Here is a 24,945-nt window from a genome sequence, read left to right as displayed (position 1 = left end):
TTCTTCCTGGTCGGTGCGTGGGTGGTGCGCGTTCTGATGCCTCCATCCTCCTCCCGCGAACGGATCACGCGAAGCCCGTGCACGGATGTGCAAGCATGTCGTCATGGTCGACGGGATCGCGCACGAGCGCACGCAGGACGCCCTCCGCGCCGCGCACCTCTACTACATGCAGGACCTGACCATGGAGGCCATCGCCCAGGAGCTCGGCACCAGCCGCTCGTCGGTGTCGCGGCTCCTGTCCTTCGCACGGGAGACCGGGCTCGTGGACATCCAGATCCGCTCGCCGCTCGACCTCGCCACCGTGCTGGGGGAGCAGCTGCACGACCGGTTCGGCGTCGTCGCGCACGTGGTGCCCGTCCCGGACCAGACGAGCGATGTGGACCGCGTCGACCGGGTGGCGCTCTCGGCTGCACGGATGCTCACGCAGTACGTCGACTCCAACATGGTCGTCGGGGTCGCGTGGGGCTCCACCGTGAGCGCGGTGAGCCGCTACCTCGTGCCGAAGCCGACCCACAACACGCTGGTGGTCCAGCTCAACGGGGCCGGCAACGTCCGGACGACCGGGATCATGTACGCCAGCGAGATCCTCCGGCGCTTCGGGCACGCCTACGGCGCGACCGTGCAGCAGTTCCCGGTGCCCGCCTTCTTCGACGACCCCGCCACCAAGCAGGCGCTGTGGCGCGAGCGGAGCACCCAGCGCGTCCTGGAGCTCCAGGAGCGCATGGACATGGTGCTGTTCGGGGTGGGCTCCCCGGTGGCCCTCGTCCCCAGCCACGTCTACTCGGGCGGCTACCTGGAGCGCTCGGACCAGCGGGCCCTCGACGCGGACGGCGTCGTGGGAGACGTGTCCACCGTGTTCTTCCGCGAGGACGGCTCGTCCGCCGACATCGCCATCAACGCCCGCGCCAGCGGTCCCGATCTCGCGACCATCCGCCGTGCGCCCCGTCGCGTCTGCGTGGTCGCCGGCGCCTCCAAGGCGCGGAGCGTGCGCGGAGCCCTGGCGGCCGGCCTCGTGACGGACATCGTGCTCGACGAGGGCACGGCCAGGGAGCTGCTGCGCTGAGCGCATCCGGTGCGTGATCGGCGGACGCCGACGCGGGGCCGATGAGGAGGTGTTCGGTGGGCGATACCGGACTCGAACCGATGACCTCTTCCGTGTGAAGGAAGCGCGCTACCAACTGCGCCAATCGCCCGTGCTCGCACCGCGGACGGTGCGGATCCATGATGCCATACCGCGAGGGCCGTCGCGGTCACGCCCTCCCGGAGGGGCGCACGCAGGTGCGTCGAGCGCGCGACACGCCCGACCCGCCTCCGGGGTCCGCAGTCGGGGATCCGCGTGAACACGGGGCGTCGGGCCCGTGGACGGGCGTCGACGCGACCTCGGGCGGCGCTCGTTTTGCACCCGCGTCACGACATCGGCTAGAGTCATCGAGCACGCAGGGTTGCCGGGAAGCCGGGAGCAGCGAGCGAAATGCGGATGTGGCGCAGTGGTAGCGCATCACCTTGCCAAGGTGAGGGTCGCGAGTTCGAATCTCGTCATCCGCTCGAACAGGGGCCCCGAAGGGGGTCCCTTTCACAAGGTGGGAACCACCGGTGGTGGGGTGGCCGAGAGGCGAGGCAGCGGCCTGCAAAGCCGTCCACGCGGGTTCAAATCCCGTCCCCACCTCGAGCAAGTGCATGAGCGATTGGCGCAGCGGTAGCGCGCTTCCCTGACACGGAAGAGGTCGCTGGTTCGATCCCAGTATCGCTCACCAACGGAAGGCCCCGGGAGACCGGGGCCTTCTTGCATCGTCGGCCGCCTCCTGGCCGCGGTCTCGTCGCTCGCGACGTCCTCGGCGCGCGCCGCGTGCGCCGTCGCTCCGCGAGGAGCTGGACGTGCGCGCCGGTAGTCTGGGGCCGTTCCCTCCCCGTCCCGCAAGGAGCCCGCAGTGGTAGACGCCGCCCAGCCCGAGATCCACGACGAGGCCGCGCCCGCGGAGACGCCCGAGGCGCCGTCGTCCGTCACGGCGAGCGAGGCCGGCACCGGCTTCACGCTGTTCTCCGACCGCGCGGTCGTCGCCATGCGCGTCGGCGGGGAGCTGAGGGACCTGGCCGCGGAGGTCGTCCCCGGTGACGTCGTCGAGCCCGTCCGCATCGACTCGCCCGACGGGCTCGCCATCCTCCGCCACTCCGCCGCGCACGTCATGGCGCAGGCCGTGCAGCAGATCCACCCGGCGGCCAAGCTCGGCATCGGCCCGCCCGTCACGGACGGCTTCTACTTCGACTTCGACGTGGACGCCCCCTTCACGCCGGAGGACCTGAAGGCGATCTCCAAGGGCATGGAGCGGATCATCCGGCAGGGTCAGCGCTTCACGCGTCGCGTGGTCTCCGAGGAGGAGGCGCGCGAGCTCATGGCCGACGAGCCCTACAAGCTCGAGCTCATCGGCCTCAAGGGCGGCTCGAGCGAGGAGCTCGGCGAGGACGGCGAGTCGGTCGAGGTCGGCGGCGCCGAGCTGACGGTGTACGAGAACGTCGACGGCAAGACCGGCGAGGTCTTCTGGCGCGACCTGTGCCGCGGCCCGCACCTGCCGAGCACGCGCATGGTCGGCAACGGCTGGGCGCTGTCGCGCGTCGCCGCCGCCTACTGGCGCGGATCCGAGAAGAACCCGCAGCTGCAGCGCATCTACGGCACGGCATGGCCCACCAAGGACGAGCTGCGCGCGTACCAGGGCCGCATCGAGGAGGCGCTCAAGCGCGACCACCGCCGCCTCGGCGCCGAGCTCGACCTCTTCTCCTTCCCCGACGAGATCGGCTCCGGCCTCGCGGTCTTCCACCCCAAGGGCGGCATCATCCGCCGCGAGATGGAGGACTACTCGCGCCGCCGCCACGAGACGGCCGGCTACGAGTTCGTCTACTCCCCGCACATCACGAAGTCGAACCTCTTCGAGACGAGCGGGCACCTCGACTTCTACAAGGACGGCATGTTCCCCGCCATGCACCTCGACGAGGCGCGGAACGACGAGGGCGAGATCACCCGCCAGGGTGCGGACTACTACCTCAAGCCCATGAACTGCCCCATGCACGTGCTCATCTACCGGTCGCGCCAGCGCTCGTACCGCGAGCTGCCGCTGCGCCTGTTCGAGTTCGGCACCGTCTACCGCAACGAGAAGTCGGGCGTGATCCACGGCCTCACGCGCGTCCGCGGCATGACGCAGGACGACGCGCACATCTTCACGACGCGCGAGCGCATGGCCGATGAGCTGAAGGGCACGCTCGAGTTCGTGCTGTCGCTGCTGCGCGACTACGGCCTCGACGACTTCTACCTCGAGCTCTCCACGAAGGACCCGGAGAAGTTCGTCGGATCCGACGAGGTCTGGGAGGAGGCGACCGAGACGCTCCGCCAGGTCGCGGTCGACACGGGCCTCGAGCTCGTGCCGGATCCCGCGGGCGCCGCGTTCTACGGTCCGAAGATCTCCGTGCAGGCGCGCGACGCCATCGGGCGCACGTGGCAGATGTCCACCATCCAGCTCGACTTCAACCTGCCCGAGCGCTTCGGCCTCGAGTACACGGCGAACGACGGCACGCGCAAGCAGCCGGTCATGATCCACCGCGCGCTGTTCGGCTCCATCGAGCGCTTCTTCGGCGTGCTCACCGAGCACTACGCGGGCGCGTTCCCGGTGTGGCTGTCGCCCGTGCAGGTCGTCGGGATCCCCGTCGCCGAGGACTACGAGGAGTACCTCGGCGGCGTCCTCGACCTGCTCCGCGCTGAGGGGGTGCGCGTCCAGCTGGACACCTCCGACGACCGGATGCCGAAGAAGATCCGCACCCACACCAAGGCGCGCGTGCCGTACCAGCTCATCGCGGGCGAGGACGACCGGGCGGCCGGGTCCGTGAGCTTCCGGTTCCGCGACGGCACGCAGGTGAACGGCGTCCCGGTGGCGGAGGCCGTCGAGAGGATCACCGGCGCCATCGCCCGTCGCGAGCAGGTGGTGACCGCGTGGCCCGTCTGACGCTGTCGGACCACGAGCCCGGGGGAGACGAGGAGCAGGGCGCCCCGCGGGTCGACGAGCCGGGCCACCTGACAGGCGTCCCGGACGAGTTCCAGCGGCTGTGGACGCCGCACCGGATGGTCTACATCCAGAACGGCCAGCAGCCGGACCGCGACGAGTGCCCGTTCTGCATCGCGCCGTCGATGTCGGACGAGGACGCGCTCATCGTGGCGCGGGGGGAGCACGCCTACGTGCTCCTCAACCTCTTCCCCTACAACAGCGGGCACCTGCTCGTCTGCCCGTACCGCCACATCGCGACCTACGACCTCGCGAGCCCGGAGGAGGTCGCCGAGATCGGCTCCCTCACGCAGACCGCCATGCGCGTCGTCCGCGAGGTATCCCGGAACGACGGCTACAACATCGGCATGAACCAGGGGCAGGTGGCGGGCGCCGGCATCGCCGAGCACCTCCACCAGCACATCGTGCCCCGGTGGGGGCAGGACGCGAACTTCCTGCCGATCATCGCGAAGACCAAGGCGCTGCCGCAGCTGCTGGGCGACGTCCGTGCATCCATCGCAGCAGCCTGGCCCGCCGCGGCGGGCGAATAGGATAGGGACCACAATGACTGACACCAACACCCCCGGACAGGTCGGCTCGAGCCGCGTCAAGCGCGGACTCGCGGAGATGCTCAAGGGCGGCGTCATCATGGACGTCGTCAACGCCGAGCAGGCGCGCATCGCGGAGGACGCGGGAGCGGTCGCCGTCATGGCGCTCGAGCGCGTGCCCGCGGACATCCGCTCCCAGGGCGGCGTCGCCCGCATGAGCGACCCCGACCTCATCGACCAGATCAAGGCCGAGGTCTCCATCCCGGTCATGGCCAAGGCCCGCATCGGCCACTTCGTCGAGGCGCAGGTGCTGCAGTCCCTCGAGGTCGACTACATCGACGAGTCCGAGGTGCTGAGCCCGGCCGACTACGTGAACCACATCGACAAGTGGGGCTTCACCGTCCCCTTCGTCTGCGGTGCCACCACGCTCGGCGAGGCGCTCCGCCGCATCACCGAGGGCGCGGCGATGATCCGCTCCAAGGGCGAGGCCGGCACGGGCGACGTTTCCGAGGCCACCAAGCACATCCGCACCATCAAGTCCGAGATCCGCGCGCTCAGCGCCCTCACGCACGACGAGATCTACGTCGCGGCGAAGGAGCTGCAGGCGCCGTACGACCTCGTGCTCGAGGTCGCGACCACGGGGCAGCTGCCGGTCGTGCTCTTCACCGCGGGCGGCGTGGCCACCCCGGCGGACGCGGCGATGATGATGCAGCTGGGCGCCGACGGCGTGTTCGTCGGATCCGGCATCTTCAAGTCGGGCAACCCGGTGGCGCGCGCGAAGGCCGTCGTCACGGCGACCGCCCTGTTCAACGACCCCGACGCCATCGCCGAGGCATCGCGCGGGCTGGGCGAGGCCATGGTCGGGATCAACGTCGCCGACGTCCCCGCGCCGCACCGCCTCGCCGAGCGTGGCTGGTAGCAGCGCGGCTCCGCACGGCGACGGCCCCGTCGTGGGCGTCCTCGCGCTGCAGGGGGACGTCCGCGAGCACGTCCAGGTGCTCGAGGGATTCGGGGCCCGCACGCGGCTCGTGCGCCAGCCGAAGGACCTGCCGGGAATCTCCGGCCTCGTGATCCCGGGCGGTGAGTCCACGGTGATGGACAAGCTGTCGCGGCAGTTCGGCGTGGCCGAGCCCCTCCGTGCCGCCATCGACGACGGGCTGCCGGTGTACGGCACGTGCGCCGGCCTCATCATGCTCGCCGACGAGATCGTGGACGCCATCCACGACCAGCGGAGCATCGGCGGTCTCGACGTGTCCGTGCGGCGGAACGCCTTCGGATCGCAGACGTCGTCGTTCGAGGTGGACCTCGACGTCCCCGAGCTCGGCGAACCGCCCGTGCACGCGGTGTTCATCCGCGCCCCGGTCGTCGACTCGGTGGGCCCGTCGGCGCGTGCGCTCGGGACCCTCGACGACGGACGCGTGGTCGCCGTGCGCCAGGGAGCGCTCCTCGGCACGTCGTTCCACCCGGAGGTCACGGGCGACCTCCGCTTCCACCGCCTCTTCCTCGACATGGTCGAGGACGCGGGGCGCACCCTCTGACTCCCGGGTCCCTCGGCGGGAGGGCCCCATGGTCCATCATTGACAGCGAGCAGACGCCGCGTAAGGAGAACCACCCGTGTCCGGACATTCCAAGTGGGCGACCACGAAGCACAAGAAGGCGATCATCGACTCGCGGCGGGCCAAGTCGTTCGCGAAGCTGATCAAGAACATCGAGGTCGCGGCCAAGATCGGCGGCGCCGACATGTCGGGCAACCCGACCCTCGTCGACGCGGTGCAGAAGGCCAAGAAGACCAGCGTCCCGAACGACAACATCGACCGCGCGGTGAAGCGCGGAGCCGGCCTGCTCGGCGAGGTCGTCGACTACCAGACGATCATGTACGAGGGGTACGCCGCCAACGGCGTCGCCATGCTCGTCGAGTGCCTCACGGACAACAAGAACCGCGCGGCCGCGGAGGTCCGCACGGCGATGAGCCGCAACGGCGGCACCATGGCCGACCCGGGCAGCGTCGCCTACAACTTCCACCGCAAGGGCGTCCTCGCGGTGCCGCACGCCGAGACCCCCACCGAGGACGACGTCCTGGCGGCCGTCCTCGACGCGGGCGCCGAGGACGTCACCGACCACGGTGAGGTCTTCGAGATCCAGTGCGAGCCCTCGGACATGGTCGCCGTGCGCCAGGCGCTCCAGGCGGCGGGCATCGACTACGACTCCGCCGACGTCGAGTTCGTGCCGCAGGTCAAGGTCGAGGTCGACCTGGAGACGGCGCGCAAGGTCAACAAGCTCGTCGACGCCATGGAGGACCTGGACGACGTGCAGAACATCTACATCAACAGCGACGTGCCCGCCGACGTGCAGGCGGCGCTCGACGACGACGAGGAGTAGGCCCCCATCGCCGCCGCGCGGGGGAGCGGAGCGGGCGGCCAGCCGCCCGTCCGGATCCTCGGGATCGACCCCGGCCTGACGCGGTGCGGCGTCGGCGTCGTGGACGTCTTCCCCGACCGCACCGCGCGCCTCGTCGACGTGCAGGTCGTGCGCACGAGCCCGACGTCGGAGCTCCACCACCGCCTCCTCGCGGTGGGCGACGGCATCGAGGAGCTGGTCGACCGGCACCGGCCGGCGGTCGTCGCCATCGAGCGCGTCTTCGCGCAGGACAACGTCTCCACCGTCATGGGGGTGGCGCAGATCACGGGCGTCGCCCTCGTCGGCGCCGCCCGTCGGGGTCTCGACGTCGCGATGCACACGCCGAGCGAGGTGAAGGCCGCCGTGACCGGCTACGGCCAGGCGGACAAGAGGCAGGTCGCGACGATGGTGGCCCGGATCCTCGGACTCGACGAGCTGCCGACCCCGGCGGATGCCTCGGACGCCCTCGCCCTCGCCATCTGCGCGGGGTGGCGCGCGGGGATGTCCCGGACGGGCATCGCGGGCACCGCGGTGCCCGTGCCCCGCGCGGTGGCGCCGGGGGCGCCGCCGACCGCCGGACCGACGGCCGCGCAGTCCGCCTGGCTCGCTGCCGAGCGTGCGCAGCGGGGTCGGCGCTAGCTCGTAGGGTTGGGGGCGTGATCTCCTCCCTCCGCGGCACCGTGCTGTCCGTGTCCGGTCAGACCCTCCTGCTGGAGGTGCAGGGCGTGGGCTACGGCGTCGCGGTGACGCCGCGGCACGCGCTCGAGCTGCGCCACGGATCCGAGGCCACCGTGCTCACTTCGCTGGTCGTGCGCGAGGACTCGCTCACCCTCTTCGGCTTCCCCGGCCCGGACGAGCTCCGCGCCTTCGAGCTGCTGTGCGGCGTCACCGGCGTCGGGCCGAAGTCCGCCCTCGCGGTCCTCGAGCACCTCGACCCGGAGGCGATGGCGCGGGCGGTCGCGGCGGAGGACGACGCGGCCTTCCGCCGGGTGTCCGGCATAGGCCCGAAGACGGCCAAGCTCATCGTCCTGCAGCTCGCCGGCAAGATCTTCGTGACGGCTCCGCGCGCGCGGCCGGTGCCGGACGCGGCAGCCACAGTCAGCGCCGACGTCGTCACGGCGCTCATCGGGCTCGGCTGGTCCGAGCGCGTCGCCCGCACGGCGGTCGACGACGCGGTCGTCGCGGCCCAGGACGCCGGCGCTCCCGCCGACATGCCCCGTCTCCTCCGCGTCGCGCTCGGCATGCTGGGCCCGCAGCAGCCGGCGGGCGCGCCCGGTCCGGGGGTCGAGCGGTGAGCGGCCTCGCGCACGGGGACGCCTCGAGCCCCGTCCCCGAGTCCGACGCGGAGCTCGCCTTCGAGGGGGCCCTGCGTCCGCGATCGCTGTCGGAGTTCGTCGGGCAGGTCAAGGTGCGCGGCCAGCTCGAGCTGCTGCTCACGGCGGCCGCCATGCAGAACCGCTCGCCCGACCACATCCTGCTCGCGGGACCGCCCGGGCTCGGCAAGACCACGCTCGCGATGATCGTCGCGGAGGAGAGCCGCCGGCCGCTGCGCCTCACGAGCGGGCCGGCCATCCAGCACGCGGGCGACCTCGCCGCCGTGCTGTCCGCGCTCGTGCCGGGCGAGATCCTCTTCGTCGACGAGATCCACCGCATGGCGCGCTCCGCCGAGGAGATGCTCTACCTGGCGATGGAGGACTTCCGCATCGACATCATGGTGGGCAAGGGGGCGGGCGCGACCTCCATCCCGCTGGAGCTGTCGCCGTTCACGCTGGTGGGCGCCACGACGCGCTCGGGGATGCTCCCGAGCCCGCTCCGCGACCGCTTCGGCTTCACGGCCCACCTGGAGTTCTACGAGACGCACGAGCTGGAGCAGGTCATCGAGCGGGCCGCGGGGATGCTCGGCCTCGAGATCGCGCATGCGGCCGTCGCCGAGATCGCCGGTCGCTGCCGGGGGACGCCGCGGATCGCCAACCGCCTGCTCCGGCGCGTGCGGGACTACGCCCTCGTGCACGGGACGGAGGCGGGCGTCGATTCGGTGCGCGCCGCGCTCGACCTGTACGACGTGGATCCCCTCGGCCTCGACCGCCTCGACCGCGCCGTGATGCGCGGCATCCTCACGCGCTTCGGCGGCGGCCCGGTCGGGCTGAACACCCTCGCCGTGTCGGTGGGGGAGGAAGCGGAGACCATCGAGTCGGTCGTCGAGCCGTTCCTCGTGCGGATCGGCCTCGTCACGCGCACGCCGCGCGGACGGGTGGCGACCCCGGCGGCGTGGCGGCACTTCGGCCTCCAGGCGCCCGCCGCGCCGGGGGCGGCCGCGTACCCCGCGCCGGGCACGGCCCCGGGAATGGGGGCTCGGAGTCCCCAGGAGCCCCTGTTCGGCGATGGCCTATGATTCAAGCTGGCCTCCCGCGGAACGTCGCCGGTTCGTCGTGTCCGTCACCCCCCAGCACCTGAAAGGCCCGTCCCGCATGGACCCGTTCACCCTGATCATGTTCGCCGTCCTGGCGCTGCTCATCTTCTTCATGTTCCGCAACAGCCGGAAGCGCCAGAAGGACCTCGCCGCCCTGCAGACCCAGATGGTCCCCGGAGCCGAGGTCATGACCGCGTCCGGCATCTACGGCACCCTCGTGTCCTTCGACGAGGAGAACAACCTCGCCTACCTGGAGGTCTCGCCCGGCACGGTGCTGAAGCTGCACCGCCAGACGATCGCCCGCGTGGTCGAGCCGACCGTCGCCGAGGACGCCTCCGTCCTGGTGGACGACGCCCCGGCCACCGACGTCGTCGACGAGACGGGCACCACGGACGCGTCCGCCCGCCGCCCCGACGACGGCGACGCCCCCACCGGCCGCTCCTGATCCAGCGGACGGGCGGCCACCGGCCGTCCGTCCGATCCCGGGCGGCATGCCGCCCGGCCCTGCTCCCACCCTCCATCCGGGGCGCTCCGCGGATCCCGCCGGCCCACCGTGAAGAAAGTCGAGTGTCCAGGTGGCAAAGTCGCCCACACCCGTACGCAAGGCCCGGCGCAAGCTCGTCTGGCTGCTCGTCATCATCGGCTTGCTGGCCGGCGGCAACGCCGCGAGCGTCGCGTTCAGCAACGGGTCCTGGACCCCGAAGCTGGCGCTCGACCTCGAGGGCGGCACGCAGATCATCCTCGCGCCCCAGCTCGACGGGTCGTCCTCGGGACCGACCAGCGAGCAGCTCGCCCAGGCCGTCTCGATCATCCGCCAGCGCGTGGACGCGAGCGGCGTCTCCGAGGCCGAGATCACCACGCAGGGCGGCAGCAACATCGTCGTGAGCCTGCCGGGCGAACCCGACGCGGCGACCATGCAGCGCCTGCAGTCCTCGGCCAAGCTCGAGCTGCGTCCGGTGCTCGTCGGCGCAGCCGGCACCGCGTCGGTCGGCGCCACGCCGACCCCCACGGCCACGGACGGCTCGGCACCCGCCGACGGCACCACGCCGACGGCCGAGGGCGAGACGCCCGCTGCCGAGGCGACCCCGGACCCCTCGACCCTCTCCGACGAGCCCACCGCCGAGCCCACGGGTTCCAGCGACATCTCCTGGGTCACGCCCCGCCTGCAGGCGGAGTTCGCCGCGTACGACTGCGCGACCGCTCCGGAGAGCGACGGTCAGGCGGCTCCCGCCGACCGCGCGATCATCTCCTGCTCCGACGACGGGGCGGCGAAGTACGTGCTCGGCCCGGTCGAGGTCGACGGCAGCACCATCTCCGACGCCACGAGCGGCCTCCAGCAGTCCAGCCAGGGCGTCAGCACCGGCACCTGGTCCGTGAACCTGGTCTTCGACGGCGACGGCACGCAGCAGTTCGGCGACATGTCGACGCGCCTCATCACCCTCGAGTCGCCGCGGAACCAGTTCGCGTTCGTGCTCGACAACGAGGTCATCAGCGCTCCGGTCACCCAGGGCGTCGTCACGAACGGCAAGCCGTCCATCACGGGCAACTTCACGCAGGAGAGCGCCAAGGCGCTGGCCGACCAGCTCAAGTTCGGCGCCCTGCCGCTCAGCTTCACGTTGCAGAGCTCGGACGTCATCTCCGCGACCCTGGGGTCCTCGCAGCTCACCAGCGGCCTCATCGCCGGCCTCATCGGGCTCGTGCTCGTGGTGCTCTACTCGCTCGTCCAGTACCGGGCGCTCGGCATGGTCACGATCGCGTCGCTGGTGATCGCCGCGGTCATCACCTACCTGCTCATCACGCTGCTCAGCTGGCGGGAGGGGTACCGGCTCTCGCTCGCCGGGGTGGCGGGTCTCATCGTGGCCATCGGCATCACGGCGGACTCGTTCATCGTCTACTTCGAGCGCATCAAGGACGAGCTCCGCGACGGCCGCGGTCTCGTCTCCTCCGTCGAGCAGGGCTGGAAGCGCGCCCTCCGGACCATCATCGCGTCGGACACGGTCAACTTCCTGGCCGCGGCCGTGCTGTTCGTGCTCGCGGTGGGCAACGTCAAGGGCTTCGCGCTCACCCTCGGGCTGACGACGATCATCGACCTCATCGTGGTGTCGCTGTTCACGCACCCGATCCTGCAGCTGCTCGCCAACCGGCGGTTCTTCGCCGAGGGCCACCGCATGAGCGGGCTGGACCCGCGCGCCCTCGGTGCCGTCTACCGGGGCCGGGCCACGTTCCGCACCCCGACCGCCGCCAGCGGACGGGGCGCCGCCGCCGCCAAGGAGGCGGCCCGCCGGCAGACCATCGCCGAGCGCAAGGCCGCCCAGGGCTCCGCGCCCGCATCCACGAAGACCGCGACCCTCGACGCGCCGCGGGCCGACGACACGAGCAGGGACGACTGATGGCTGGCTTCTCCGAGTTCGGCAACGACCTCTACACGGGCAAGCGCTCGTTCGACATCGTCGGACGCCGCCGCCTCTGGTACGGCATCGCCGCCGTCTGCATCCTCATCTCCATCCTCGGGCCCCTGGTCCGCGGCGGGTTCACGTTCGGCATCGAGTTCACGGGCGGCTCCGAGTACACGGTGAGCGGTGTGCAGTCGCAGTCCCAGGACACGGCCAGCGACGCCGTGGCCACGGTCACGTCGGTCCCCGCGCGCGTCTCCGCGGTCGGCGCCGACGCGGTGCGCGTCCAGACGGACCAGCTGGAGCCCGCCGACAGCACCGCGGTCCGCCAGGCGCTCGCGACCGCCTACGGCGTGGAGACGTCGAGCGTCACCGAGTCCTTCATCGGGCCGTCGTGGGGCCAGGACATCACCCGGCAGGCGCTGTGGGGGCTCGTGGTGTTCCTCGCGCTGGCCGCCGTGGTCATGTCCGTCTACTTCCGCACGTGGAAGATGTCCGTCGCCGCCATCGTCGCGCTGCTGCACGACCTGGTCCTCACGGCCGGCATCTACGGGATCACGGGCTTCGAGGTCACGCCGGCCGCCGTCATCGGCTTCCTCACGATCCTCGGCTACTCCCTCTACGACACGGTCGTGGTGTTCGACAAGATCCGCGAGAACACCGCGGAGGACGGGCAGGAGTCCCGTCGGACCTTCGGGCAGTCGGTCAACCTCGCCGTCAACCAGACGCTGGTGCGGTCGATCAACACCTCGATCGTCGCCATCCTCCCGGTCGGGTCCATCCTGTTCATCGGGGCCGTGGTGCTCGGGGCCGGGACGCTCCGCGACATCGCGCTGTCGCTGTTCATCGGCATCATCGTGGGCACGTACTCGACGATCTTCATCGCCGCTCCGCTGTACGCGCACCTCCGCGAGGGCGAGCCGAAGGTGAAGCGCGGCGACGCGCTGGCGGCCACGGCCGCGAGCCGCGCCCAGGCCGAGCGCGCCGCCGTGACGGTGGAGTCGTGAGCAGCGCGCACGGAGCCGGCGTCCCCGAGGACCTCGACGCCGCCACCGCCAAGGCACGGACCGCGACCGGCGACTCCTGGCTGCTCGACGTGCGGGAGCCCGACGAGTGGGAGGCCGGTCACTCGGCCGCGGCGCACCACATCCCCCTGGGCGACCTGCAGGCTCGGGTCGACGAGATCCCGACGGACGAGCACATCGTCGTCGTCTGCCGCTCCGGGCACCGCTCCTCCCTCGCGACACAGGCCCTCCTGCGCGGTGGATACGCGGCCTCCAACGTCACGGGCGGCATGCACGCCTGGTCGGAGATGGGCGGCGACGTCGTGACCGACGACGGCGGGCCCGGCCGCGTCGCCTGACCGGCCCCCGCTGCGTCGGTCGCCGTCGACCGGCATGCGCCGTCCGTCGTGGTGACGTCCGGATCGCGGGTCGGCGCGACCGGGGTGCGCCGGCGGCCCGTGGTCGGGAGGCCGCGGACGCGGTGATAATTTGGTCTCCAGCACACGCCTGGGAGGTTGGACGATGACGGAGACGACCTCGAGCACGGCGTCGCTCCGGCGCCTGGTGCCCCGCCTGTTCTCGCGCGCCCAGCCCGCCGGCGCGGTCGAGCAGCTCATCCGCACCGCCCGCCTGCACCACCCCAAGGCCGACATGAGCCTCATCGAGCGGGCCTACGCCGTCGCGGAGCGCGCCCATGAGGGCCAGAAGCGCAAGAGCGGCGAGCCCTACATCACCCACCCGGTGGCGGTCGCGCAGATCCTCGCGGACCTCGGCATCGGGCCCAAGACGCTCGCGGCCGCCCTCCTCCACGACACGGTCGAGGACACCGACTACACGCTCGACATGCTGCGCCACGACTTCGGCGACGAGATCGCCATGCTCGTCGACGGGGTCACCAAGCTCGACAAGCTCAAGTACGGCGACAGCGCCCAGGCGGAGACCGTGCGGAAGATGGTCGTGGCGATGTCGAAGGACATCCGGGTGCTGGTGGTCAAGCTCGCCGACCGGCTGCACAACGCGCGCACGTGGGGCTTCGTGGAGTCCGCGTCGGCGGAGCGCAAGGCCAAGGAGACCCTCGAGATCTACGCGCCGCTCGCGCACCGGCTCGGCATCTCGACCATCAAGTGGGAGCTCGAGGACCTGTCGTTCGCGGTCCTCTACCCCAAGATCTACGTCGAGATCGAGAACCTCGTCAAGCAGCGGACGCCGCAGCGCGAGGAGTTCGTGCAGCAGGTCATCGACAGCGTGAACGACGACCTGCGCTCGGCCCGCATCCGCGGGAAGGTGGCCGGTCGGCCCAAGCAGTACTACTCGATCTACCAGAAGATGGTCGTCCGCGGGCGCGAGTTCGACGAGATCTACGACCTGGTCGGCATCCGCGTGCTCGTGGACTCGCTGCGGGACTGCTACGCGGTGCTCGGCGCGATCCACGCCCGATGGACTCCGGTGCCGGGCCGCTTCAAGGACTACATCGCCACCCCGAAGTTCAACCTCTACCAGTCGCTGCACACGACGGTGATCGGGCCGAAGGGCCGCCCGGTGGAGATCCAGATCCGCACGCACGAGATGCACCAGCGCGCCGAGTTCGGCGTCGCCGCGCACTGGAAGTACAAGGAGCGCATGAACGGCGGGCGTGCCGCGGAGGTGTCGCCGCAGGGGGACACCGACCTCGCGTGGCTCGCGCACATCTCGGACTGGCAGTCCGAGACGGCCGACCCGGGGGAGTTCCTCGACTCGCTGCGCTTCGAGATCGGCGCGAAGGAGGTCTACGTCTTCACGCCGCACGGGAAGGTCATCGGCCTGCCCGCGGGCGGGACGCCCGTCGACTTCGCCTACGCGGTGCACACCGACGTCGGCCACCGGACGATGGGCGCCAAGGTGAACGGCCGGCTGGTGCCGCTGGAGAACCCCCTGACCACGGGCGACGTCGTCGAGGTGTTCACGTCGAAGAACCCGGACAGCGGTCCCAGCAAGGACTGGCTGGCGTTCGTGAAGAGCGCCCGCGCGCGCAACAAGATCAAGCAGTGGTTCACCAAGGAGCGCCGCGAGGAGGCGATCGAGCAGGGCAAGGACGCGATCGCCCGTGCCATGCGGAAGCAGAACCTCCCGCTGCAGAAGCTGATGAACCAGGACGCGTTCTCGGACGTCGCCCAGAGCATGAAGTACGACGACGTGGCGGCGCTGTACGCGGCCGTCGGCGAGGGGCACGTCTCCACGCAGTCGGTGATCGAGAAGGTGCTCTCCTCCATCCAGGGCGACAGCGGCGGGGAGGCCGAGGAGGTCTTCGCGGTCACGCAGCGCTCGCGCGTCTCCCGCAACAGCGACTCCGGGGTGCTCGTGCGCGGCGCGCCCGACATCCTCGTGAAGCTGGCGAAGTGCTGCACGCCCGTGCCCGGCGACGAGATCATCGGCTTCGTCACGCGCGGGGCAGGCGTCTCGGTGCACCAGGCGAACTGCCACAACGTGGACTCGCTGCGGGCGGAACCCGACCGCATGATCGAGGTGGAGTGGGCACCGTCGTCGAAGAGCCTGTTCCTCGTGCACATCCAGGTCGAGGCGCTGGACCGCTCCGGCCTCCTCAGCGACGTGACGCGCGTGCTGTCGGAGCACCACGTGAACATCCTGTCGGCCTCCGTCTCGACCTCGTCCAACCGGCTGGCGATCAGCCGGTTCGTCTTCGAGATGGGCGACGTGACGCACCTGGACCGCGTGCTCAACGCGGTGCGCCGGATCGACGCGGTGTACGACGTGTACCGGGTCAACGGGGGCTGATCGGCCACGCGCCGTCATCGGCGTCGGACCCGTCCGTGCCCCGTGGGGAGGACGCACGGAGGGCGAGCGCGTCGAGCCGCTGGAGCGCGCGGCGCTTGTCGGGGAGCGCCCCGCACGAGGCGAGGTGCTCGCGGGCGCCCGGGATCGTGACGCCGGGCAGCCGGAGGAGGCCGAGGCAGGCGCGCTCGTGCCGGGGCGTGAGGTCGGACACGGTGCGCACGATGTCGCAGAGGGTGCGGAGGGGCGTGGTGACGCGGATCCCCGCGAGCACCACGGTGTCGCGCTCGTCGAGGACGACCTCGCGGATGCGCACGTTCCGGAGCGCCGGCGGGTGGCACCGCGCGACGCTGTCGACGCAGTACTCGTGCGTGCGCGGGGGCATGCGGACCGCGCCGTGCACCCAGGCCGCCGTGGTGCGCTCGGCGATGAGACGCGACGGCACCTGCGCGGCGAGCGCCGCCGCGCGGAGCCAGGGCGAGGCCAGCTCGTCCACGGGGGAGTAGCAGGCGTCGACCTCGTACAGCTCGCCGTCGAGACGGGCGGAGCAGAGCTCCGCGAGCGGGAGGTCGAGGACGGACAGGACGGGAGCGAGGCGGGGGGACATGGGCGCACCATGCCATCGACCCGGGGCGGACGGGCGACGGCCCGGGCTCCTGTGGAGGAGTCCGGGCCGTCGAACTGCGGAGGGAGGCTAGGAGCCGAGGGCGTCCAGCCAGACGCGTCGGGCGGCCAGGGCCTCCTCGGCGTCCGCGATGCGCCGTGCGTCCCCGTCGGCCTTCGCCGCGTCGAGCTCGCGCTGCAGCTTGTCGATGGCCGCCCCCAGCTGGGAGGCGAGCCCCTCGGACCGCGCCTTGGTCTCCGGGTTGTTCTTGCGCCAGAACTCCTCGTCCAGGGTGCGGACGTGCGTCTCGACCTTGCGGAGGCGGTCCTCCACCGTCTTGACGCTGTCGCGCGGCACGCGGCCGACCGCGTCCCACCGGAGCTGGACGGCCGTGAGCTTGTCGCGCGCGGCCGTGCGGTCCGTGATCTGGAGGATGGGCTCGGCCTCGTCGAGGAGGGCGAGCTTGGCCGCGAGGTTGGCCTGCTGCTCCTCGTCGTCCGCGGCGTCGACCTCGGCCTTGGCGCCGTAGAGCACGTCGCCCGCCGCCTTGAACTGCGCCCAGAGCGCGTCGTCGTAGCGCTTGCCAGCACGTCCGGCGAGCTTCCACTCGTCGAGGAGGCGCCGGTAGGCGGGGATGCCGCCGACGCCCTGCGGCTCGAGGGCACGCGCCTGCTCGACGATGGCCTGCTTCTTGGAGCGGGCGTCCTTGTGCGCGTTGTCGAGCTCGGCGAAGAACGCCTTCCGCTCGGTGTCGATGGTGGAGCGCGCCGTGCGGAAGCGCTTCCAGAGCTCGTTCGCGTCGTTCTTCGGCAGACGCGGACCCGTCTGCTGGTGCTGCTGCCAGCGGCCGAAGAGCGCGTCGACCTCGGCGGTCAGCTGCTTCCACTGGACCTTCGAGAAGTCCTGGCCCGCGAGGCGCTCGGTCTCCTCGACGATGGCGGTGCGCTCGGCGATGGCACCCTGGACGACCTGGCGCTGCTCCTCGCCCTGCTTCTCCGTGAGCTCGCCCACGGTGGCCGCGAGGACGTCGAGGCGGGCGCGGAGCGCGGCGAGGTCGCCGACGGCGTTCGCGCCGTCCACGGCCTCGATGAGGTGCGCGACGGCCTTGGAGACGTCCGCCGCCGGGGCGCCGCGCTTGGCGCGCTGCTCCAGGAGCGTGACCTGCCCGGCGAGGTCGGTGAACTTGCGCTGGAAGTAGGCCAGCGCCTCCTCGGGGGTCCCGTCGGGGTACTGGCCGACGGCACGTTCGCCGTCGCCCTCGCGCAGGAAGACGGTGCCCGTCTCGTCGACGCGGCCCCAGGGGGTCTGATCGTTGTCAGCCACGGATTCCACCTTGTTCATAGGACCGGCCGGACCGGTTCGGAGACGTGCACGTCAGCCTAGAGCACGGCTCCCGGGCGGGATCGTCCGGGAGCGGGCGCAGGCCGCCGTACCGATCATGCCCGAGCGGAGGTGCGGCGGCGCGGTCGCGGGCGGAACCGGCTCCCGCTCGCAGGCGCTCGTGAGGACCTGCGGCGCGCGTCAGCCCAGGGTGAGGCTCGTGACCGTGGTCGGGACCACCGGGGCGCCGTCCTCCGCGGAGGCGCCGGGGGTGATGCCCTGGTCGGCGATGCGGCTCACGTACTCGTCGAGGCCGGAGGTCACGCGACCGACCACCGTGTAGCCGCCCGTGGAGGTGTCGAGCCGGGTGTCCCGGTAGACGACGAAGAACTGGCCGGACTGGCTGTCCGGGCTCTCCCCGCGGGCCATGGCGATGGTGCCGGCCGGGTAGGAGCCGTCCTCGGGAGCGTCCTCCACCGGTCCGTACGTGAAGCCCGCGTCGCCGCCGCCCCGGCCGTCCGCGCTCCCGCACTGGAACAGCGCCGTGGTGAGGCGGTGGCAGGTGCGGTCGGCGTACCAGCCGCTCTGCGCGAGCGAGACGAGCACCGACACGGACTGGGGCGCGGACCGCCCGTCGAGCTCGACGCCCAGCGTCACGTCGCCGTTCAGGACGAGCGAGCCCGTCCACGTCCGATCCTCGGCGAGGGTGGCGGGCGGGACGTTCCCGGTTTCCGCCGGATCCGCGGTGGGCGTGGCGGCGTCGGGCGTCGGGGAGGCGGACGCCGCGGGCTCGGGGGCGCCCGGCCCCGACTGCCAGGCGAGCTGCGCGCCGACCGCGAGCGCCGCGACGAGGACCACGCCGACGACGGCCACGAGGTCGTCGCGACGGCGGCGCCGCACGGCGCGGGCGTGGAGCTCCCGGCGCGCCGCGTAGCGCCGGAGCCGGGCCTGCGCCTCGCGGGCTGCGCGGTCGTTCCTGGGGGCCACGGCGTCCTCCGCTCGGTCCCGCCCGAGGCGGCGGTACGGGAACACTAGCCGGTCGCGCCTACCATCGAGGTCATGACCGACACGCGACCGGGCCTCCGCTCGGGGGCCACGCCCCTGGCCGTCCGGATGCGTCCGCGGACCCTCGACGAGGTCACCGGCCAGCGCCACCTGCTGACGCCGGGATCCCCCCTCGTGAGCCTCGCGTCCGACGTCGCCGGCGAGCAGGGGTCGGTGTCGATCATCCTGTGGGGACCCCCCGGGACCGGGAAGACGACGCTCGCGCAGGCCATCGCGCACGGGTCCAGCCGGCGCTTCGTCGAGCTCTCCGCCGTGACCGCGGGCGTGCGCGACGTCCGCCAGGTGATGGAGAAGGCGCTCAGCGACCGCGACCTCTTCGGCGTCTCGACGGTGCTGTTCCTCGACGAGATCCACCGCTTCACCAAGGCGCAGCAGGACGCGCTGCTCCCGGGGGTGGAGAACGGGTGGGTGATCCTCATCGCGGCGACCACGGAGAACCCGTCCTTCTCCGTCATCTCCCCGCTGCTGTCCCGGAGCCTCCTGCTGACGCTCGAGCAGCTCGACGACGACGACCTCGGGGTGCTCGTCGACCGCGCCGTCGCCGACGCGCGGGGCCTCGGCGGGCGCTTCTCCCTCGACGACGACGCGCGGGCCATGATCATCCGCCTCGCCTCGGGCGACGCGCGGCGTGCGCTGACGGCGCTCGAGGCGGCCGCGGTCTCGGCCCAGGCGGATGCCGCGGGGAAGGCGCGCGCGGCGGACGGGGATGCAGACGACGAGGACGAGGACGAGGACGAGGACGGCGACGAGGGCGGGGGCGGCGACGGTGCCCGCGGGACCGCCCCGGCCGCGGACCCCGCGCCCGTCCCCATCTCCACCGAGCAGGTCGCCCTGGCGGTCGACCGGGCGCTCCTGCGCTACGACCGCAACGGGGACGAGCACTACGACGTCATCAGCGCCTTCATCAAGTCGATCCGCGGATCGGACGTGGACGCGGCCCTCCACTACCTGGCCCGCATGATCGAGGCGGGGGAGGACCCGCGCTTCATCGCCCGCCGGATCATCGTGTCGGCGTCCGAGGACATCGGCCTCGCCGACCCGCAGGCGCTCGTGGTCGCGGTGGCGGCGGCCGACGCGGTGCAGCTCATCGGCATGCCCGAGGGGCGGATCCCGCTCGCGCAGGCCGTCGTGCACCTCGCGACCGCGCCCAAGTCGAACGCGTCCTACCTCGGCATCGACCAGGCCATCGCGGACGTCCGCGCCGGCGCGTTCGGCCGCGTCCCGCTGCACCTGCGCGACGCCCACTACCCGGGGGCCAAGCGCCTCGGGCACGGGAAGGGGTACCGCTACCCCCACGACGCGGACATCGGCGTCGTGACCCAGCAGTACCTGCCCGACGAGCTGGTCGGCCGCACCTACTACTCGCCCACGCAGCACGGGCACGAGCGGGACCTGTCGGCGCGGCTCGAGAGGCTGCGCCGCATCGTCCGCGGCGGCTGAGGCGACGCGGACGGGGTGCCCGCGCCTGGCGCGGCGCGCACCCGGATCCCCGCCGTTCCCGTGCTACGCTTGCTGACGCCTCAATCGGGTGTCGCGTGCGGCTGCGTCGACATCATGATCAAGGGACACGTCCTGTAGCCGGACGACCCGTGGCGAATCCCTCTTACTCACGCAGGAACCGCATCGCGGTACCGATCGTCGCGCGCCCATGCGTGTGCGCGGACGCCCTGCATCATCCGCAGTCAAGAGACTTTCTCCCCTGGAAGGAAAACGTGTCCACCAAGTCACGCACCCGCAGCAAGACCCGCCTCTCCCGCGCGCTGGGCATCCCGCTCACGCCGAAGGCGGCCAAGTACCTCGAGAAGCGCCCCTACGCGCCGGGCGAGCACGGCCGGTCCAAGCGCAAGCAGGACAGCGACTACGCCGTCCGCCTGCGCGAGAAGCAGCGCCTGCGTGCCCAGTACGGCATCCGCGAGGCCCAGCTCAAGATCGCCTTCCAGGAGGCGCGCCGCACGCAGGGCCTGACCGGTGAGAACCTGGTCGAGATCCTCGAGCAGCGCCTCGACGCGCTCGTCGTCCGCTCCGGCCTCGCGCGCACCACGGCGCAGGCCCGCCAGCTCGTCGTGCACCGTCACATCATGGTCGACGGCAAGATCGTCGACCGCCCCTCCTTCCGCGTGAAGGCCGGCCAGATGATCCACGTCAAGCCGCGCTCCGAGGGCACCGAGCCCTTCCAGGTCGCCGCCGCCGGCGGTCACGCCGACGTGCTGCCGAAGCTCCCCTCGTACCTCGAGGTCGAGCTCGACAAGCTGCAGGCCCGCCTCGTGCGCCTGCCGAAGCGCGCCGAGGTCCCCGTGACCTGCGAGGTCCAGCTGGTCGTCGAGTACTACGCGGCACGCTAAGCACCGCATCACCGTCCGCGAGGCGGGTCGCCCTCCGGGGCGCCCCGCCTCTCGGCGTCTCCGCGGCCGATGTGCCGCTGTGCCGGGGGCCGTGGGCGGGCGTGCCGTCCCGCCGGCCCCGGCCGCCGGGGGAGCCGCCCGGCCCGGCCGGTAGGATCGCCCTCGGCCCCGAAGGGCCGCGCGCACCGCTCGACACCCTCCTCGCGAGGGGTGGACCTCCCGGAAGGGGAGAAGCATGAAGAACCTCGTCCTCATCGCCGTGGGGGTCGTCATCGGCTTCGCGATCGCCCACCAGGTCGATCGCACCGAGGCCGGGCACCGCCTCTTCCAGGACGTCAACGACCGCGCCCGCCGCTTCGGCGAGGCCGTCGAGGACGGCTACCGCCGGCGCGAGGCCGAGCTCCGCTCCGCCGTGGGCGAGGCCGAGGACACCATCACCGAGCTGGGAAAGCAGTAGACCGCATGCAGACCGCAGACATCCGCAACGCCTGGCTGACGTACTTCGGCGACCGGGGACACACCGTCGTGCCGTCGGCGTCCCTCGTGAGCGAGGACCCGACCCTCCTGTTCACGGTGGCCGGGATGGTGCCGTTCGTGCCCTACCTCACGGGCGTCGTGCCCGCGCCCTTCCCGCGCGCCACCAGCGTGCAGAAGTGCATCCGCACCCTCGACATCGAGGAGGTCGGCCGCACGCCCCGGCACGGCACGTTCTTCCAGATGAACGGCAACTTCTCGTTCGGCGACTACTTCAAGGAGCAGGCCATCGCCTACGCCTGGGAGCTGCTCACGACGAGCGAGGCCGACGGCGGCCTCGGGTTCCACCCGGACGACCTGTGGGTGACCGTCTACCACGAGGACGACGAGGCGCGGCAGGCGTGGAAGCGCATCGCGGGCCTCCCGGACGACCGCATCCAGGGCCTCGGCCGGGACACGAACTACTGGCACACCGGCCAGCCCGGCCCCGCGGGCCCCTGCTCCGAGATCTTCTTCGACCGCGGACCGGCCTACGGCCGGGACGGCGGCCCGGCCACCGACGACGACCGGTACGTGGAGATCTGGAACCTCGTCTTCATGCAGTACCTGCGCGGGCAGGGCACCGGCAAGGCCGACTTCGAGATCCTCGGCGACCTGCCGAAGAGGAACATCGACACGGGCATGGGCCTCGAGCGCGTCGCCTTCCTCAAGCAGGGCGTCGAGAACATGTACGAGATCGACCAGGTGCGCCCGGTCCTCGACCGCGCGGCCGGCATCGCGGGCCGCCGCTACGGCGCCGACCACGAGGACGACGTGCGCATGCGCATCGTCGCCGACCACGTCCGCTCCTCCCTCATGCTCATGTCGGACGGGGTGCGTCCGTCCAACGAGGGGCGCGGCTACATCCTGCGTCGCCTGATGCGCCGGACCGTCCGGGCCATGCGCCTCATGGGCGTCGACACGGCGACCTTCGGCGAGCTGTTCCCCGCGTCGCGCGACGCGATGACGGCCGCCTACCCCGAGGTGTCCGACGACTTCGACCGCATCTCGCGCCTCGCCTACGCGGAGGAGGAGACGTTCCTCCGCACCCTCTCCGGCGGCACGACGATCCTCGACGTGGCCGTCGGCGAGACGAAGGCCAAGGGCGGGGAGCGGATCGCGGGCGACACCGCCTTCCTGCTGCACGACACGTTCGGGTTCCCCATCGACCTCACGCTCGAGATGGCGGAGGAGAACGGGCTCACGGTCGACCGCGAGGCGTTCGACCGCCTGATGCTGGAGCAGCGCACGCGCGCCAAGGCCGACGCGAAGAGCAAGAAGACCGCCCTCGCCGACCTCACCGTCTACAGCGCGTTCCGCGCCGCCGGCGAGACGCGCTTCACGGGCTACGACGAGCTCGAGACCGGCACGACGATCCTCGGCCTCATCGTGGGCGGACAGAGCGTCGACCACGCGGTCGCGGGGGACATCGCGGAGGTCATCCTCCCGGAGACGAGCCTCTACGCCGAGTCGGGCGGCCAGGAGGCCGATGCGGGCAGCATCGTCGGCCAGGGGTTCGACCTCGAGGTCCTCGACGTGCAGAAGCCCGTGAAGGGCCTCATCAGCCACCGCGTGCAGGTGCGCTCCGGCGAGGTGGGCGTCGGCGACGCCGCCACGACCGTGGTCGACGCCGACTGGCGGCGCGGCGCGACGCAGGCGCACTCCGGCACGCACCTCGTGCACGCCGCCCTCCGGCAGGTGCTCGGCCAGGACGCGCACCAGTCCGGCTCGTACAACCGCGCCGGCTACATGCGCCTCGACTTCGCGTGGAACCAGGCGCTGTCGCCCGAGACGCGCAGCGAGATCGAGGACATCGCCAACGGCGCCGTGCGGGACGACCTGCAGGTCGTCACGCGCGTGATGCCCATCGACGAGGCCAAGCAGCTCGGCGCGATGGCGCTGTTCGGCGAGAAGTACGGCGACACCGTGCGCGTCGTCGACATCGGCGGCCCGTGGTCGCGCGAGCTGTGCGCGGGGACCCACGTGTCCTCGAGCGCGCAGATCGGGCTGATCAACGTGGTGGGGGAGTCGTCCGTCGGCTCCACCAACCGGCGCATCGAGTCGCTCGTCGGCCGCGAGGCGTTCCAGGACCTGGCCGTCGAGCGGGCCATCGTGTCGCAGCTCACGTCGAGCCTCAAGACGCCGCGCGAGCAGCTGCCCGACCGCATCGCCGACCTGATGGCGAACCTGAGGACCGCGGAGCGCCGCATCGCGGACTTCGAGGCGCAGGCGCTCCAGCAGCGCGTGCCGGCCCTGCTCGCGCAGGGCTCGCGCGTCGGATCGGTGACGCTCATCCAGGAGTCGCTCGGTGGCGTCCGCTCGGCCGACGAGGTGCGCCAGCTCGTGACCCTCGTGCGCGAGCGCGCCGGCTCCGACCCGGTGGTCGTCGCGCTCGCGGGTGACGCCGCGGGCAAGCCGACCGTCATCGTGGCCACCAACCAGGCCGCCCGCGACGCCGGGGCCAAGGCCGGGCAGCTCGCCCGCGCCGCCGCCGCGGTGCTCGGCGGAGGCGGGGGCGGCAAGGACGACCTCGCCCAGGGCGGCGGATCCGACGTGTCGGCCATCCCGGACGCCCTCGCCGCCGTCCGCCAGGCGCTCGCGTCCTGATGCGGACGGGCTCGCGGGTCGCCGTCGACGTGGGGAAGGCGCGCATCGGCCTCGCCCGTTCCGACCCGCACGGGCTGATCGCGACGCCCGTCGAGACCGTCCCGCGCGACGCGGGCGGCTCGGCGGACATCCGCCGCATCCTCGAGGTGGCCGCGGAGGTCGGGTGCGTCGAGCTCGTCGTGGGCCTGCCGCTCGCGCTCTCCGGGCGCGCCACGGCGTCGACGGAGGACGCGGAGGGCTTCGCCCGCCGCCTCGCGGACGCCACCCCGACGCCGGTGCGGCTCGTGGACGAACGGCTCTCGACGGTCTCCGCGCAGAGCGCCCTGCGGTCGTCCGGCAGGGGCTCCCGCACGCAGCGGCCCGTGATCGACCAGGTAGCGGCCGTTATAATCCTTCAACATGCGCTCGAGAGCGAGCGCACCGCCGGCTCCCCACCCGGCGCTCTCGTCCCGAGGAACCGAGTCGATCCTGACCGACACGCCTGAGAACGACCCCACCCGACGCGCCACGACGGCAGCGGGTGCGGGCGGCGACCCCTTCGAGAGCCTGTTCGGCGACGACGCCGCGGCTCGCCCCGATGCGGGGCGCGCGCCGGCCCCCGCCCCGGGCGCCGAGGACGCGCCGCGCGGCGCCGGACCGGGGATCGGCACCGGCTCTCCCATGACGCGACGCGAGCTGCGCGCCCTGCGCGAGGCCGCGGAGGCACGTTCTGGCTCGGCGACGGGGGACGACGACGGCGACGCGTCGCGGTCCACGGCCAGGACCGGATCACGGCCGGAGGCTGAGGCCCCGGCTCCCGCCCCGGCTGCGGTCCCGGACGCGCCCTCGACCTCCTCGGCGGCAGCGACCTCCTCGGCGGCAGCGACCTCCTCGGCGGCTGCGGCCGCCTCGACCTCGGCGTCCGCCGCCGCGGGCGACACGTCCGCCACCTCCGCCGCGGCCGCCGGC

General features: G+C 72.2%; 22 protein-coding genes and 4 tRNA genes. 22 read left to right on the top strand and 4 right to left on the bottom strand.

Annotated features, from left to right (window positions below; genetic code table 11):
- The first annotated feature begins 103 nt into the window (after window positions 1–103).
- Window positions 104–1,063, top strand: coding sequence for a sugar-binding domain-containing protein (locus Q6969_RS00425; RefSeq protein WP_317228681.1), 960 nt, complete (start codon window positions 104–106; stop codon window positions 1,061–1,063).
- 57 nt (window positions 1,064–1,120) lie between these two features.
- Here the strand turns inward: Q6969_RS00425 and Q6969_RS00420 are convergent.
- A tRNA-Val gene (locus Q6969_RS00420) sits at window positions 1,121–1,193 on the bottom strand.
- 280 nt (window positions 1,194–1,473) lie between these two features.
- Between Q6969_RS00420 and Q6969_RS00415 the strand changes: the two genes are divergently transcribed.
- From Q6969_RS00415 to Q6969_RS00340, 16 genes are all read left to right on the top strand, one after another.
- Window positions 1,474–1,545 (top strand) — tRNA-Gly (locus Q6969_RS00415).
- Between the two features lie 50 nt (window positions 1,546–1,595).
- Window positions 1,596–1,666: transfer RNA gene (locus Q6969_RS00410), tRNA-Cys, on the top strand.
- Between the two features lie 13 nt (window positions 1,667–1,679).
- Window positions 1,680–1,754 (top strand) — tRNA-Val (locus Q6969_RS00405).
- 174 nt (window positions 1,755–1,928) lie between these two features.
- Window positions 1,929–3,989, top strand: a complete 2,061-nt coding sequence (gene thrS / locus Q6969_RS00400; RefSeq protein WP_317228680.1) for a threonine--tRNA ligase — start codon at window positions 1,929–1,931, stop codon at window positions 3,987–3,989.
- Between the two features lie 2 nt (window positions 3,990–3,991).
- Window positions 3,992–4,576 (top strand): HIT domain-containing protein, encoded by a 585-nt coding sequence (locus tag Q6969_RS00395; protein WP_317228711.1) that lies wholly within the window; start codon window positions 3,992–3,994, stop codon window positions 4,574–4,576.
- A gap of 13 nt (window positions 4,577–4,589) precedes the next feature.
- A complete protein-coding gene (gene pdxS / locus Q6969_RS00390; RefSeq protein ID WP_086513245.1) occupies window positions 4,590–5,492 on the top strand; it encodes a pyridoxal 5'-phosphate synthase lyase subunit PdxS in 903 nt (300 codons plus the stop codon).
- A complete protein-coding gene (gene pdxT / locus Q6969_RS00385) occupies window positions 5,482–6,111 on the top strand; it encodes a pyridoxal 5'-phosphate synthase glutaminase subunit PdxT (protein WP_317228679.1) in 630 nt (209 codons plus the stop codon). The genes pdxS and pdxT overlap by 11 nt, the downstream gene beginning before the upstream one ends.
- Before the next feature lie 76 nt (window positions 6,112–6,187).
- A complete protein-coding gene (locus Q6969_RS00380; protein ID WP_094116042.1) occupies window positions 6,188–6,952 on the top strand; it encodes a YebC/PmpR family DNA-binding transcriptional regulator in 765 nt (254 codons plus the stop codon).
- Window positions 6,953–6,958: 6 nt separating this feature from the next.
- Entirely contained in the window at window positions 6,959–7,609 is a 651-nt protein-coding gene (gene ruvC, locus Q6969_RS00375) for a crossover junction endodeoxyribonuclease RuvC (RefSeq protein ID WP_317228710.1), read from the top strand.
- Window positions 7,610–7,626: 17 nt separating this feature from the next.
- The gene (gene ruvA / locus Q6969_RS00370; protein WP_317228678.1) at window positions 7,627–8,265 is read left to right on the top strand and encodes a Holliday junction branch migration protein RuvA; all 639 of its coding nucleotides are present in this window, start codon (window positions 7,627–7,629) and stop codon (window positions 8,263–8,265) included.
- A complete protein-coding gene (ruvB, locus tag Q6969_RS00365; protein ID WP_317228677.1) occupies window positions 8,262–9,362 on the top strand; it encodes a Holliday junction branch migration DNA helicase RuvB in 1,101 nt (366 codons plus the stop codon). The genes ruvA and ruvB overlap by 4 nt, the downstream gene beginning before the upstream one ends.
- A gap of 76 nt (window positions 9,363–9,438) precedes the next feature.
- On the top strand, window positions 9,439–9,825 hold the full coding sequence (gene yajC, locus Q6969_RS00360; RefSeq protein ID WP_317228676.1) for a preprotein translocase subunit YajC: 387 nt from the start codon (window positions 9,439–9,441) through the stop codon (window positions 9,823–9,825).
- Window positions 9,826–9,955: 130 nt separating this feature from the next.
- Window positions 9,956–11,770, top strand: a complete 1,815-nt coding sequence (secD, locus tag Q6969_RS00355) for a protein translocase subunit SecD (protein WP_317228675.1) — start codon at window positions 9,956–9,958, stop codon at window positions 11,768–11,770.
- Window positions 11,770–12,780 (top strand): protein translocase subunit SecF, encoded by a 1,011-nt coding sequence (gene secF / locus Q6969_RS00350; protein WP_317228674.1) that lies wholly within the window; start codon window positions 11,770–11,772, stop codon window positions 12,778–12,780. Before secD ends, secF begins: the two co-directional genes overlap by 1 nt.
- Window positions 12,777–13,136, top strand: a complete 360-nt coding sequence (locus Q6969_RS00345) for a rhodanese-like domain-containing protein (protein ID WP_317228673.1) — start codon at window positions 12,777–12,779, stop codon at window positions 13,134–13,136. The genes secF and Q6969_RS00345 overlap by 4 nt, the downstream gene beginning before the upstream one ends.
- A 163-nt stretch (window positions 13,137–13,299) precedes the next feature.
- Window positions 13,300–15,549 (top strand): bifunctional (p)ppGpp synthetase/guanosine-3',5'-bis(diphosphate) 3'-pyrophosphohydrolase, encoded by a 2,250-nt coding sequence (locus tag Q6969_RS00340; protein WP_317228672.1) that lies wholly within the window; start codon window positions 13,300–13,302, stop codon window positions 15,547–15,549.
- On the opposite strand, the gene Q6969_RS00335 is transcribed toward Q6969_RS00340, so the two are convergent.
- The 3 genes from Q6969_RS00335 to Q6969_RS00325 form a co-directional block, all read right to left on the bottom strand.
- Window positions 15,536–16,153 carry a hypothetical protein gene (locus tag Q6969_RS00335; RefSeq protein ID WP_317228671.1) on the bottom strand — a complete coding sequence of 206 codons (618 nt, stop codon included), beginning with the start codon at window positions 16,151–16,153 and terminating at the stop codon, window positions 15,536–15,538. The genes Q6969_RS00340 and Q6969_RS00335 overlap by 14 nt on opposite strands.
- An 87-nt stretch (window positions 16,154–16,240) precedes the next feature.
- The gene (locus tag Q6969_RS00330) at window positions 16,241–17,473 is read right to left on the bottom strand and encodes a DUF349 domain-containing protein (RefSeq protein WP_317228670.1); all 1,233 of its coding nucleotides are present in this window, start codon (window positions 17,471–17,473) and stop codon (window positions 16,241–16,243) included.
- Between the two features lie 198 nt (window positions 17,474–17,671).
- Window positions 17,672–18,457, bottom strand: coding sequence for a peptidylprolyl isomerase (locus Q6969_RS00325; protein WP_317228669.1), 786 nt, complete (start codon window positions 18,455–18,457; stop codon window positions 17,672–17,674).
- 72 nt (window positions 18,458–18,529) lie between these two features.
- Here Q6969_RS00325 and Q6969_RS00320 point away from each other — a divergent pair, with 72 nt between their 5' ends.
- From Q6969_RS00320 to ruvX, 5 genes are all read left to right on the top strand, one after another.
- Window positions 18,530–19,975, top strand: a complete 1,446-nt coding sequence (locus tag Q6969_RS00320) for a replication-associated recombination protein A (protein ID WP_317228668.1) — start codon at window positions 18,530–18,532, stop codon at window positions 19,973–19,975.
- Window positions 19,976–20,247: 272 nt separating this feature from the next.
- Complete coding sequence (gene rpsD, locus Q6969_RS00315) at window positions 20,248–20,877, top strand: 30S ribosomal protein S4 (protein WP_012038492.1); 630 nt, start codon at window positions 20,248–20,250, stop codon at window positions 20,875–20,877.
- Window positions 20,878–21,112: 235 nt separating this feature from the next.
- Window positions 21,113–21,334 (top strand): hypothetical protein, encoded by a 222-nt coding sequence (locus Q6969_RS00310; protein ID WP_094116033.1) that lies wholly within the window; start codon window positions 21,113–21,115, stop codon window positions 21,332–21,334.
- Window positions 21,335–21,339: 5 nt separating this feature from the next.
- Window positions 21,340–23,997: an alanine--tRNA ligase gene (gene alaS, locus Q6969_RS00305; protein WP_317228667.1), complete on the top strand. Its 2,658-nt coding sequence runs from the start codon at window positions 21,340–21,342 to the stop codon at window positions 23,995–23,997.
- The gene (ruvX, locus tag Q6969_RS00300; protein WP_317228666.1) at window positions 23,997–24,482 is read left to right on the top strand and encodes a Holliday junction resolvase RuvX; all 486 of its coding nucleotides are present in this window, start codon (window positions 23,997–23,999) and stop codon (window positions 24,480–24,482) included. The genes alaS and ruvX overlap by 1 nt, the downstream gene beginning before the upstream one ends.
- Window positions 24,483–24,945: the final 463 nt, after the last annotated feature.

The sequence above is a fragment of the Clavibacter sp. MX14-G9D genome (assembly GCF_032917815.1).
GTDB lineage: Bacteria > Actinomycetota > Actinomycetes > Actinomycetales > Microbacteriaceae > Clavibacter > Clavibacter michiganensis_K.
Note: the sequence above shows the minus strand (reverse complement) of the source record. Positions and strands in the feature narration are given on the sequence as shown.